Raw genomic sequence first — 12328 nt, forward strand, 5'->3', positions numbered from 1 at the left:
TTTAGTAAAAAACAAATGGCATAAGTCTTGTGCATTTTAAGCACACATAATATGGACTGCCTTTTCAAAACATATTATGAAATTTCACGTTAACGAATTAAAACGATAATGACAATTTGTCATTCGATTTACTATGACAGAATTTGAAGATATTAGTTTAGAAGATATGATAAGCGACGGATTTGATATTGTAGCTCAGGAAATCAACATTGATGACCTTGCGGAAACAGAACAAAATTCGGAGCAAAAGATATTCCCGATCCTTCCTGTAAGAAATATGGTGATGTTCCCCAACGTTGTGATCCCAATTACTGCGGGAAGAAAAGCGTCCATCCAATTACTGGAAGAAGCGCAGAAAAATGGCGATTTTATAGGAATCGTAAGCCAAAAAAATTCAGATCTTGAACAGCCTGCCGAAAAAGATTTATACCAGATTGGGACTTTAGCAAAGATTATTAAAATCATTAAACTTCCGGAAGGAAATATTACTGCGATTACGAAAGGTTTCCACCGATTCAAAATTAAGAAAGTGGTTGAAAAACAGCCTTATTTTAAAGCAGAAATATCAAAATTAAAGGATTCTAAGCCTAAAAACAAGGAAGAATACGAAGCTTTACTGGAAAATGTAAAAGATCTTGCCCTGAAAATCATTGAGCTGGATCCGAACATTCCGAATGCTGCGAATTTTGCGATAAAAAACATCAACAACAATGATGATCTCCTGAATTTTATCTGCACCAATGCTAACTTCCCGTCTTCTGACAAGCAAAAGCTTCTGGAAGAAAAGAACCTGATGGAAAGAGCCAACAAGTGCTACGAGATGATGCATGAGGATTTCAGAAAGCTTGAATTACGAAACCAGATTCATCAGAAAACTTCGAAGGATCTTGATAAACAGCAGAGAGAATATTTCCTGAACCAGCAGATCAGAACGATTCAGGAAGAATTGGGAGGCGGTACAGAAGGTGATGTAGAGGATCTTATTAAAAAGGCGAGAGAAAAAAAATGGAGCGATGAAGTAGAAGAACATTTCCAGAAGGAAATCAACCGTTTGCAGCGTCAGAATCCTAATTCGCCGGATTATAATGTTCAGAGAAATTACCTGGATTTTTTCACAGACCTTCCTTGGGAAACGTACACCAAAGATGTTTTTGATATTGCCAAAGCGGAGAAAATTTTAGATAAAGCCCATTTCGGTTTAGAAGATATCAAGAAAAGAATTCTGGAACATATGGCTGTTTTAAAGCTTAAAAACAACATGAAATCCCCTATTCTTTTGCTTGTAGGACCTCCCGGAGTTGGTAAAACGTCACTGGGAAAATCTGTTGCAGATGCACTGGGAAGAAAATACGTAAGACTTTCTTTGGGTGGTCTTCACGATGAAAGTGAAATCCGTGGTCACAGAAAAACCTACATTGGTGCAATGGCGGGAAGAATTCTTCAGTCTATTAAGAAATCCGGAACTTCCAATCCGGTGATTGTTTTGGATGAAATGGATAAAATCGGACAGGGATTGCATGGTGATCCAAGTTCGGCACTTTTAGAAGTTCTTGATCCTGAGCAAAATAAGTCTTTCTACGATAATTTCTTAGAAATGGGGTATGATTTGTCTAAAGTAATGTTCATTGCAACGGCAAATTCATTATCTACCATTCAGACTCCTTTGTTAGACAGGACTGAAATCATTCAGATTGCAGGCTATACTTTGGAGGAAAAAATTGAAATCGCCAAAAGACATTTAATTAAAAAACAGCAGGAAGAAAACGGTTTGGATGCTAAATCTTTTAAACTCGGAAATGCTGAATTAAAACATATTATCGAAGCGCACACTTCGGAAAGCGGCGTAAGATCTTTGGAAAAAAGAATTGCAGGAATCGCGCGTTGGGTAGCTTTGCAGACGGCTTTGGTTAAAGATTACGATCCTAAAATCTCCATCGAAAAAGTAGATGAAATTTTAGGTGTTCCTAGACCGAAAAGCCTGTCGGAAATCACAGGAGTTCCGGGAGTTGTGACGGGTCTTGCGTGGACAAGTGTCGGTGGAGATATTTTATTCATTGAAAGCATTTTAAGTAACGGAAAAGGATCATTATCCATGACCGGAAATTTAGGAACCGTGATGAAAGAATCTGCGACCATTGCGCTGGAATATATTAAAGCGAAACATGACGAACTGGGAATTTCTCAGGATGATATCGAAAAGAAAAACATCCACGTTCACGTTCCGGAAGGTGCAACACCAAAAGACGGCCCTTCTGCGGGAATTGCGATGCTGACTTCTATGGTTTCTTCTTTTAAAAATAAAAAGGTAAAACCTCATCTTGCCATGACAGGAGAGATTACTTTAAGAGGAAAAGTTCTTCCTGTAGGTGGAATTAAAGAAAAACTTCTGGCAGCAACAAGAGCAGGAATTAAAGAGGTTATTCTTTGTGAAGCCAACAGAAAAGATGTGGAAGAAATTAAAAAAGATTATCTGAAAAACCTGAATGTACATTATGTAAACAGAATGGAAGAGGTAATCGAAATTGCACTGGAAAAATAATTCAGACTTATCATTTAAAGAAAAAACACGTCTCAGATTTGAGATGTGTTTTTTATTGTTTTTTTACTAAAGGTAAACAGCCTTATTAAATGGCATACATTTTTCTAATGAGTTGAAAAAGATTTAAAGGTTAAAGCACTTAACTCGAACGGTTTTTATTATTTTTATAGAACAGATTTTCACACCATGAATTTACTTCGACTTCCTTTTCTTGTAAAACTCACGCTGGTTATTATTTCCATCATTGGATTGGGATATCTTCTTGCTTTGGGACAGAGTATTTTAGCTCCGTTTTTTCTGGCATTTTTAATGGCGATGCTGTTTCTGCCGGTTGCCAATTTTCTGGAGAAAAGATTAAGATTTACAAGATCGATGTCGACCATTGCATCTGTTTTAATGATGCTGTTCATTTTAACGGGATTAATTTACTTTTTCGGATCACAGCTTTCGGATTTCAGTAAAGATATTCCACACCTTAAAAAGCAGTTCACCTCGGTTGCGGAAGACATTCAGCACTGGGTTTCCAGAACTTTTCACGTAAAAATAGATGAGCAGCTTAACTATATTGATCAGGGACTGAATAAACTTCTTTCTTCATCCGGCGTTATTCTGGGCTTTACTTTTGGGATTTTTTCCTCGAGTTTAGGATTTTTTGTGTTTTTTATTCTGTTTTTTATCTTCATTTTGAATTACAGAAGAGTTTTAAATAACTTTATTATTACCGTTTTTAATGAAAAACATAAAGCCAGCGTTCAAGAAGTGGTAGGCGAAGTAAGAGTGATGACCAAAAAGTACATTATCGGATTGTGTCTTCAGATTTTAATCGTTTCCGTCCTTACTTCTATTGTTCTTACGATTCTGGGAGTAAAATACGCCATTCTTTTAGGAGTTCTTACGGGCTTGTTAAATGTAATTCCGTATCTGGGAATCTGCATCAGTCTTTTGATTTCATGTTTTATCGCTTTCGCAACCTCTACTCCATCTACCTGTATTTATGTGGCAATCGGCTATATTGCGGTTCATGTTGTAGACGGAAATATTGTTCTGCCATTTGTGGTGGGTTCCAAAGTAAAAATCAATGCATTATTTTCATTTATCGGAATTCTTATCGGAGAACATTTGTGGGGAATTGCGGGGATGTTTCTTTGTATTCCGGCAATTGCCATCATTAAAATAATTTTCGAAAGAGTTCAGGGACTTCAGCCTTGGGGAAAATTGTTGGGTGAAGAAGAAAAACCTGATAAAAAGAAGAAAACCTATAAAATCTCCAAGAACATTACTTTAAAGGAAATGGATTGATAAAATACAATTATAGTTTCAACTGAGTTATCAATCTTTCATATCCTTTTAATCAGCCGATTATATTTTTATTTAACTTTAATAAAAAATCATAACATGAAAATCGTAAAATTTATCCTTTCCCTTCTTTTCGGATTGATGTTCATTAATGCCGGATTAAACAAATTCTTCAATTATATGCCGATGGAAAAACCAACTCCCGAACAAATGAAACTTTTTGCCGCATTTGGAGAAATCAGTTGGCTGATGCCGCTTACAGGAGTAGTTGAAATTATCGGCGGACTGCTTTTTATTTTTCCTAAAACGAGAGCTTTGGGCGCCATTATTATTCTTCCGGTAATGATCGGAATTGTCTGTCATATCTTTACCTTAGATAAATCTCCCATGGGAATGTCAATTGCCGGAGTTCTTTTTCTGATCAATCTCTGGATAATTATCGACAATAAAGAAAAATATAAAACCTTAGTGAAATAAAAGATTGAAGGGTCAATTGTGAATTTTGCTTCGCAAGTGAATTTTAAAATTGACAAGCAATGCGAATTGACCATTCACCATTCTCTTTTACATCATCATACAAATGCGCTGAAACCTGTAATTGATCTTCCTACGATAAGGGAATTGATTTCTTTTGTTCCTTCGTAAGAATAAATCGCCTCCGCATCGGCTACAAATCTTGCGACATTATATTCGAGCAGAATTCCGTTTCCGCCCATCACTTCGCGCGCTCTGGAAACAATATCTCTGGTTCTCATGGTACAGAAAACTTTTGCGAGAGAGGCGTGTTCATCTTTTAAAATTCCTTCATCCTGCATTTCAGAAAGCCTGAAAACCATCGTCTGCATTGCCGTAAGATTAGAAAGCATCTCTACTAAATGTCCCTGAATCATCTGGAAGGAAGCAATCGGTTTTCCGAACTGCTCTCTTTTTCTTGTGTAATCCAACGCACTTTCATACGCTCCTCTTGCGCATCCTGTAGCCATCCATGCAACTCCGGCTCTCGTCATTTGCAAAACTTTTGCGGTATCTTTAAAGGAATTGGCATTCTGCAGCCTGTTTTCTTCTGTCACCAAACAATCTTTCAGCGTAATCAAACCATTCTGAACAATTCTCAACGCCATTTTTCCTTTGATTTTCTCAACGGAATACCCCGGATTGTCTTTTTCAACAATAAATCCTTTCACTTCTCCATCATCAAGATCTCTTGCCCAGATAATAATTAAATCCGCAAACGTTGCATTTCCGATCCATTTTTTCTGTCCGTTCAGAATCCAGCCTTCAGATGTTTTTTTGCAGGTTACCGTTAATCCTCCCGCTGCTCCGGAACCAACTTCAGGTTCTGTTAATCCAAAGGCTCCGATTTTTTCAAACTTCTGCATCTGTGGAAGCCATTTCTGTTTTTGCTCTTCGGAACCGCAGATATATATGGAACCCATCGACAAACCGGACTGCACTCCGAAAAAAGTAGCAATAGAAGCATCAATTCTAGCCATTTCCATCGCAATAACACCTTCCATTAGAAAAGGCATTCCGGGACAGCCGTACCCTTCGTAAGTCACTCCGCAGATATTCAGTTTTTGAAATTTTGGGATTAATTCATGAGGAAATTCATCACGCAACCAATAGTGATTAACAAGCGGTTTTACTTCTTTTTCCATGAATGCTCTCACTTTTAACTGAATTTCCCGCTGTTCAGGACTTAATGTGTGATAGATGTCGTAGAAATCGCCGTCAATATCAGGAAGTTCTTTTTTCTTTTTGTGAGGATCGAGCATTTTCATCATTCCGTTAAGCTGTTTATCGTCTAATTTGGAGAAATTTTCCATCAGCTTGGGAAGATTTACCTTCTGAGAAATAGCACTTAACTGATCAAAATCTATGGATCTGAATAATTCTATGGCGTTTCTGATTTTGGAAAAAGTATTTGACATAATAAAATGTTGTGTTTGATTTGTAAAAGAACAGCAAAAATTACTCCGAAAATGAGGTAGCCAAATCGTTAATAATTTACAAAATACTGAATTTCAAATAATTAAAATGGAATTTTTCTTTACAGAATTTTTACTTTTTATTTTCAAATATTACAAACGATTCTGTCTGAACTTTGGGATAAACAAAACATTAAAAATCTATATCTATGAAAACGAAGCACATCAGACTAAGCATCGCAACAGCACTTTTACTGGGAATTTATTCATGCAAAAAAGGAGAAGTTTCTTCCGAAAATCTTGAAAAATATGCATCTGCTGATTCAGCAATAGCAATATCTTCAGACAGTGTTTCTTCTGTGGCAACCATGAAGGTAAAAGACAAGCAATTCATTAAAACAGCAGATGTAAATATGGAAGTGAAAGATGTCTATGACGCGACCATTTCCATTGAAAAATCCGTTCAGGAATTGGGAGGCTTCGTAACGCACAGCGACCTGAAAAGCAACGTGGTTTCTGAAGAAACTTACAACACATCAGACGAACAGGCAATGCTGATAAAAAAATATCAGACTGAAAACACCATGCAGGTAAGAGTTCCCACAGAAAAACTGGGCGAGCTGCTGACTTTAATTAACAATAAAAAACTGTTCCTGAATGCAAGATCGATTCATGCGGAAGATGTAACGGCAAATATTAAATATTCTGCTTTGGAAGCTCAGCGAAACAAAAAAACAACCGACAATATTGCTCAGATGAAAGTAAATAAAGACAAAGTAACCATGAGCGATGAAAATATGAAGGAAGGAAACAGCCAGAAACTGGAAAGCATGAATATGACCGATATGCTGAAATACAGCACCGTTGATATTTACATCAAAGAACCCAAAATAAGAGTCGCAGAAATTGCTGTTACCAACACACAAAGCATAGACGATAAGTACAAATTTGATTTTCTGTACAGCGCAAAATCAGCTTTCGTGGAAGGATATTATCTGATCCAGAAAATTGTAGTAGGACTCATCACAGTCTGGCCAATTGTATTAATAGGAATTACAGTTTTTTATTTCGTAAGAAAAAGAAAACCTGCTAAAAAACAGCCTACCACAGAAATTTAGCGATCCTAACTTCGGTTATCTATATATATTTTAAATTTTACAATAAACCTTCGGCAAATCCGGAGGTTTTTTATGTTTAAAACTTTCTTTTCAGAATTTCCGGTTTTGTTGTATGGAGATGAAGAATCAATTCTCCGAATAATGTATTTGCCCACGCAAACCACGATCTTGTAAAATCTTTCGGATTATCTATATCAAAAGATTCGTGGATAAATCCGGTTCCGGCATGAGTGGCTTTCAGCATTTTTAAGCAGGAAACAATTTCTTCGTTATCATCCGTTGTCAAAGCCTGCATAATCAAACCCAAAGGCCAGATTTTATGCTCTCCGATGTGCGGTCCGCCAATTCCTTTGGCAAATTTACCCTCGCTAAACCACGGATTTGCTTTACTTAAAGAAAATTTTCGGGTATTTTTATAGATTTCGTCTTCTTTGGATCTGTAACCCAAATACGGAATGGATAATAAATTCGGGACATTGGCATCATCCATAAATAAAGCATTTCCGAAACCATCGATTTCCAAGGCATAAATTTTCCCAGCTTCCGGATGATTTAAAACTGCATATTTCTGAATGGCTTCATCCACTTCTTTAGCTAAATTTTTAAACTGAGCGGCGGTATTTTCATCTTTAAAAATTTCAGAAAAAATTTCCGCAGTCTCCCTCAAAGAAACCACCGCAAACATATTGGAAGAAATTAAAAAAGGATAAAAAGTCGCATCGTCCGAAGGTCTGAACATCGAATGAATCAGCCCCACTTTCTTTGTAGGATTTCCATAACCTCCGGCAAATTGTGTGTCCAGAGGATTTCCGTTAGATCGCTGAAATTTATATGGTCCTTTTGAATCTTTTCGCTGCTGTTCTTTAAAAGTCTGCAAAATTAAAAGCATCGCTTTTTTCCAGTCGGAATCAAAAATGGAAGAATCTCCTGTTATTTTCCAATAGTTGTAAGATAATCTCATAACATAGCAAAGTGAATCGATCTCCCATTTTCTTTCATGAATTCCGGGTTTCATTTGCGTTGAATCGTCTTTCCATTCGCTTATTTTGCCTGAATTATCGAAAAACGCGTTCGCATAAGGGTCAAGAAGAACGCATTCAACCTGCTTGTTAATGACGCCTTTTAGAAGATTTTTCAGTTTTTCATCTTCATTGGCAAGACTTAAATACGGATAAACCTGCGCCGAAGAATCACGAAGCCACATCGCATCAATATCTCCTGTGATCACATACGTGTAAGGTTTATTGTTTTTCTGGTAAAATTTTACCGTGGTATCTAAAGTATTCGGAAAACAGTTTTCAAACATCCACGCCAATTCTTCATCAGCAATTGATTTTTTGATGGTCTTGATGGTTTTCTCAACAGCTTCTGAAGTAAATTTTCGTTCATTGACAGGAGGTCTTTTAGAAACATAATCGTTTGCAAACAAAAATCTTGCAGAAACAGGCAATGCGAAAAATCCTACTCCCAACGATGACTTTTTAATAAAATTTCTTCTGTTCAGCATGATGTCATGAAATATTATGCCTAAAAATAAGCATTTTAAATTTTAAAAAATTCATTTGTTACTCAACATACATTTGATTTTTAATCATCCATTAATATGATTGAACTAAAATTCCGTAAATTTGCAAATCAATAATTTTACATGAGGATTTGGAATTCAACAATCCTGAATCCGAAGTCACAAAACCTTAATTTCTAAAGATATGCTATCAAAAATAAATCCTATTCAAACCAATAGCTGGAAAGCACTTGACGAACAATTTGCGAATAATGATTTCGATTTAAGAAGCCTTTTTCAGTATAATCCGAATCGTTTCAATGAATTTTCAATCAAAAGACCTAATTTTTTGTTTGATTATTCTAAAAATTTAATCGATTCCAAAACGAAAAACCTCCTTTTAAATCTTGCGGAAGAATGTGAATTGAAAGATGCGATTTCCAAAATGTTTTCGGGAGATAAAATTAACGAAACGGAAGGAAGAGCAGTTTTGCACACTGCTTTGAGAGATTTTTCAGACAAAGAAATTCTGGTTGACGGCGAAAATATCAAGCCTCAGATCAAAAGAGTGCTGGATCATATGAAATCTTTTTCCGAAAGTATTATTTCAGGGGATCACAAAGGTTTTACAGGAAAAGAAATTACAGATGTGGTGAACATCGGAATCGGAGGTTCAGACTTGGGACCTGTGATGGTCGTTTCGGCTTTGAAGCATTTTAAAACAAGGTTAAACGTTCATTTTGTTTCCAATGTAGACGGAAATCATCTGGCGGAAACTGTGAAAACTTTAAATCCTGAAACCACATTATTTATCATTGCTTCTAAGACATTTACCACTCAGGAAACAATGACGAATGCCAATTCAGCCAAAGACTGGTTCTTAAAAGCGGGAAAACAGGAAGATGTGGCAAAACATTTTGTCGCTTTATCCACTAACGTACAGGCAGTTAAAGACTTCGGCATTGCAGAAGAAAATATCTTCGAATTCTGGGATTGGGTTGGCGGAAGATATTCGCTTTGGAGTGCAATCGGCTTAAGTATTGTTCTTGCAGTGGGTTATGAAAATTTTGAACAATTATTAAGAGGAGCTTACGATACAGACCAACATTTTCAGACGGCAGATTTCGGGGAAAATATTCCTGTTTTAATGGGACTGATCGGAATCTGGTACAGAAATTTCTATGCAGCAACTACTCATGCGATTCTTCCATATTCTCAGTATTTAGACCGTTTTCCTGCTTATTTCCAGCAGGGAGATATGGAAAGCAACGGAAAATGTGTGGACAGAAACGGAGAATTTGTAGAATATGAAACAGGACCGATCATTTGGGGAGAACCGGGAACAAACGGACAACACGCTTTCTATCAATTGATTCATCAGGGGACAGAACTGATTCCTGCTGATTTTATTGCGTACGCAAAAAGTCCTAATAAAGTTTCCGATCATCAGGATAAATTACTGGCTAACTTTTTCGCTCAGACAGAAGCACTTGCCTTCGGAAAAACGGAAGAAGAAGTAGAAGCAGAATTAAAAGCTTCAGGAAAATCTGATGAGGAAATTGATTTTTTGTTAAACTATAAAGTCTTCCACGGAAACACTCCAACTAACTCAATATTATTCAACGAATTAACTCCTTTTTCATTAGGACAGTTAATTGCATTGTATGAGCATAAAATTTTCGTTCAGGGGGTGATTTGGAATATTTTCAGTTTCGACCAGTTCGGTGTTGAATTAGGAAAAGTTTTAGCGAATAAAATTTTACCGGAACTTGAAAATAATGAGACGATTAATTCTCACGATTCGTCAACCAACGGATTGATTAATTATTATAAAGCAAACAAATAAATTATTGCTGATTTTCATTAATTTTGATTAAAAATACAGAGATATGAGTACCATTACCATCCATCTTAAAAATAAAGAAGAAGAAACTTTAATGGAAAATCTTTTGAAAAAAATGAAAATCAGCTTTGAAAAAAATGAGGATGATTTTGAGCTGACGGATGAAATGAAAAGGGTGATTGATGAAGCTTTAAAACAAGACAGATCACAATCGGTAGATGCATTCGAATCGTTAAAGAGAATTTCCGAAAAGTATGGCATTTAAAATTTTGGTTTCTCCAATTGCAAACAATAATATTGATGATGCCATTAAATATTATAAAATGCAATCTCAATCTGCAGCTAAGAGTTTTAAGAAAAAATTATTGGACGCTTATAAATCTTTGCAAATAAATCCTTTTTTCGCAGTAAAATATAAAGATGTAAGAGCAATTCCTTTAAAGAAACTGCCTTATTTAGTTTTATTTGATGTAGATGAAAAAGAAAAAATCGTAAATATTCTCTCCGTTTTCTGCACCCACCAAAATCCGGAAAAATATCCATAAAAAAATCTAATAAAAAGTAATAAAGTAAAAATGGCACAAATTCTTGACGGATTAAAAGTATCCAAAGAAATAAAACAGGAAATTAAGGCTGAAGTAGAAAAAATTCTTGCCAACAAGAGAAGAGCGCCGCATTTGGTAGCCATTCTTGTGGGGAACAACGGAGCAAGTAAGGCTTATGTAAATGCAAAGGTGAAAGATTGTGAAGAGGTCGGATTTCAATCAAGCTTAATTAAATTTCCAAGCACCGTTTCAGAATCTGAATTATTGGAAAAAATCGACGAATTAAACAAATCTAAAGCAGTGGACGGATTTATTGTTCAGTTGCCTTTACCAAAACAGATTGATCAGGAAAAAATCATCAACGCAATCGACCCGAGAAAAGATGTTGACGGTTTCCACCCTGAAAATTTCGGGAAAATGGCATTGGAAATGGATACGTTTTTACCGGCAACACCGTTTGGAATTTTAACCTTACTGGAAAGATACAATATTGAAACAAAAGGTAAAGACTGTGTCATCATCGGAAGAAGTAAAATTGTAGGAAGACCTATGAGTATTTTAATGGGAAGAAAAGATTTCCCGGGAAATTCTACGGTAACTTTGACGCACTCTTATACAAAAGACATTGAAGAATATACAAAAAAAGCAGACATAGTAATTACCGCTTTAGGCGATCCTCATTTCTTAAAAGGTGAAATGATAAAAGAAGGAGCTGTAATTGTGGACGTTGGTATTACAAGAGTAGACGACGATTCTCCGAAAGGATATTATTTGGCAGGTGACGTAGATTTCGACAGCTGTGCAGCAAAAGCAAGCTGGATCACGCCGGTTCCGGGAGGAGTAGGACCTATGACAAGAGCGATGCTGATGAAAAACACCATCATTGCTTATAAAACTTCGGTCTATAACGACTAATTTTAAAATGAATTTAACAGAAGAAATATTATTAAAAGAAGGTAAAATGCTCCCTGTAATGGAGCATTTTTACACTCTTCAGGGAGAAGGAGCGCATACCGGAAAAGCAGCCTATTTCATCAGATTAGGCGGTTGCGATGTCGGTTGCCATTGGTGTGATGTAAAAGAAAGCTGGGATCCGAATCTGCATCCTTTAATGAATGCGGCAGACATTGCCGAAACCGCAGCTAAACATTGTAAAACAATCGTTTTAACAGGAGGTGAACCTTTGATGTGGAATCTTGATATTTTAACCGGAAAGTTAAAAGAATTAGGCTGTTCCATCCATATTGAAACTTCGGGAGCTTATCCGATGAGCGGACAAATCGACTGGATTACGCTTTCGCCAAAGAAAACAGGCCTTCCGAAAGAAGAAATTTATACCAAAGCGCATGAGCTTAAAGTGATCGTTTTCAATAACAATGATTTTAAATTTGCTCAGGAACAGGCTTCAAAAGTATCGGAAAACTGTACGCTGTATCTTCAGAGTGAATGGAGCAAAAGGGATGAAATGTATCCTAAGATTACTGACTTTATTTTAGAAAATCCGGAATGGAGAGCTTCAGTTCAGACCCATAAGTACCTGAATATCCCATAAAAA

Annotated in this window: 11 protein-coding genes; 9 read left to right on the plus strand and 2 right to left on the minus strand. The window is 36.3% G+C overall.

Going from position 1 to position 12328, the window contains the following annotated elements:
- Window positions 1-133 precede the first annotated feature (133 nt).
- The 3 genes from lon (at window position 134) to QWT87_RS12300 (ending at window position 4312) form a co-directional block, all read left to right on the plus strand.
- Window positions 134-2539 (plus strand): endopeptidase La, encoded by a 2406-nt coding sequence (gene lon, locus QWT87_RS12290; RefSeq protein ID WP_302716323.1) that lies wholly within the window; start codon window positions 134-136, stop codon window positions 2537-2539.
- A 186-nt stretch (window positions 2540-2725) separates the two neighbouring features.
- Window positions 2726-3838 (plus strand): AI-2E family transporter, encoded by a 1113-nt coding sequence (locus tag QWT87_RS12295; RefSeq protein WP_302716324.1) that lies wholly within the window; start codon window positions 2726-2728, stop codon window positions 3836-3838.
- 96 nt (window positions 3839-3934) lie between these two features.
- A complete protein-coding gene (locus tag QWT87_RS12300; RefSeq protein WP_302716325.1) occupies window positions 3935-4312 on the plus strand; it encodes a DoxX family protein in 378 nt (125 codons plus the stop codon).
- A gap of 95 nt (window positions 4313-4407) precedes the next feature.
- Here the strand turns inward: QWT87_RS12300 and QWT87_RS12305 are convergent, their stop codons facing one another.
- Complete coding sequence (locus tag QWT87_RS12305; protein WP_302716326.1) at window positions 4408-5766, minus strand: acyl-CoA dehydrogenase family protein; 1359 nt, start codon at window positions 5764-5766, stop codon at window positions 4408-4410.
- A 206-nt stretch (window positions 5767-5972) separates the two neighbouring features.
- Between QWT87_RS12305 and QWT87_RS12310 the strand changes: the two genes are divergently transcribed.
- The gene (locus tag QWT87_RS12310) at window positions 5973-6881 is read left to right on the plus strand and encodes a DUF4349 domain-containing protein (RefSeq protein ID WP_302716327.1); all 909 of its coding nucleotides are present in this window, start codon (window positions 5973-5975) and stop codon (window positions 6879-6881) included.
- Between the two features lie 76 nt (window positions 6882-6957).
- On the opposite strand, the gene QWT87_RS12315 is transcribed toward QWT87_RS12310, so the two are convergent.
- Window positions 6958-8385, minus strand: a complete 1428-nt coding sequence (locus QWT87_RS12315) for a glycoside hydrolase family 125 protein (protein ID WP_302716342.1) — start codon at window positions 8383-8385, stop codon at window positions 6958-6960.
- 205 nt (window positions 8386-8590) lie between these two features.
- Between QWT87_RS12315 and pgi the strand changes: the two genes are divergently transcribed.
- From pgi to QWT87_RS12340, 5 genes are read left to right on the plus strand one after another with little or no spacing between them, the layout of a single operon-like run.
- On the plus strand, window positions 8591-10231 hold the full coding sequence (pgi, locus tag QWT87_RS12320) for a glucose-6-phosphate isomerase (RefSeq protein ID WP_302716328.1): 1641 nt from the start codon (window positions 8591-8593) through the stop codon (window positions 10229-10231).
- 43 nt (window positions 10232-10274) lie between these two features.
- Window positions 10275-10493 (plus strand): hypothetical protein, encoded by a 219-nt coding sequence (locus tag QWT87_RS12325; protein WP_087708215.1) that lies wholly within the window; start codon window positions 10275-10277, stop codon window positions 10491-10493.
- Window positions 10483-10773 carry a type II toxin-antitoxin system RelE/ParE family toxin gene (locus tag QWT87_RS12330; protein ID WP_116096680.1) on the plus strand — a complete coding sequence of 97 codons (291 nt, stop codon included), beginning with the start codon at window positions 10483-10485 and terminating at the stop codon, window positions 10771-10773. Before QWT87_RS12325 ends, QWT87_RS12330 begins: the two co-directional genes overlap by 11 nt.
- A 30-nt stretch (window positions 10774-10803) precedes the next feature.
- Window positions 10804-11688, plus strand: a complete 885-nt coding sequence (locus QWT87_RS12335) for a bifunctional 5,10-methylenetetrahydrofolate dehydrogenase/5,10-methenyltetrahydrofolate cyclohydrolase (RefSeq protein WP_116096679.1) — start codon at window positions 10804-10806, stop codon at window positions 11686-11688.
- 7 nt (window positions 11689-11695) lie between these two features.
- Complete coding sequence (locus QWT87_RS12340; RefSeq protein ID WP_302716329.1) at window positions 11696-12325, plus strand: 7-carboxy-7-deazaguanine synthase QueE; 630 nt, start codon at window positions 11696-11698, stop codon at window positions 12323-12325.
- Window positions 12326-12328: the final 3 nt, after the last annotated feature.

It is taken from the genome of Chryseobacterium urinae, from assembly GCF_030518295.1.
GTDB lineage: Bacteria > Bacteroidota > Bacteroidia > Flavobacteriales > Weeksellaceae > Chryseobacterium > Chryseobacterium mucoviscidosis.

Coding starts and splice junctions, on each gene's coding strand:
- lon (WP_302716323.1), top strand. CDS start 134: ATGACAGAATTTGAAGATATTAGTTTAGAAGATATGATAAGCGACGGA.
- QWT87_RS12295 (WP_302716324.1), top strand. CDS start 2,726: ATGAATTTACTTCGACTTCCTTTTCTTGTAAAACTCACGCTGGTTATT.
- QWT87_RS12300 (WP_302716325.1), top strand. CDS start 3,935: ATGAAAATCGTAAAATTTATCCTTTCCCTTCTTTTCGGATTGATGTTC.
- QWT87_RS12305 (WP_302716326.1), bottom strand. CDS start 5,766: ATGTCAAATACTTTTTCCAAAATCAGAAACGCCATAGAATTATTCAGA.
- QWT87_RS12310 (WP_302716327.1), top strand. CDS start 5,973: ATGAAAACGAAGCACATCAGACTAAGCATCGCAACAGCACTTTTACTG.
- pgi (WP_302716328.1), top strand. CDS start 8,591: ATGCTATCAAAAATAAATCCTATTCAAACCAATAGCTGGAAAGCACTT.
- QWT87_RS12325 (WP_087708215.1), top strand. CDS start 10,275: ATGAGTACCATTACCATCCATCTTAAAAATAAAGAAGAAGAAACTTTA.
- QWT87_RS12330 (WP_116096680.1), top strand. CDS start 10,483: ATGGCATTTAAAATTTTGGTTTCTCCAATTGCAAACAATAATATTGAT.
- QWT87_RS12335 (WP_116096679.1), top strand. CDS start 10,804: ATGGCACAAATTCTTGACGGATTAAAAGTATCCAAAGAAATAAAACAG.
- QWT87_RS12340 (WP_302716329.1), top strand. CDS start 11,696: ATGAATTTAACAGAAGAAATATTATTAAAAGAAGGTAAAATGCTCCCT.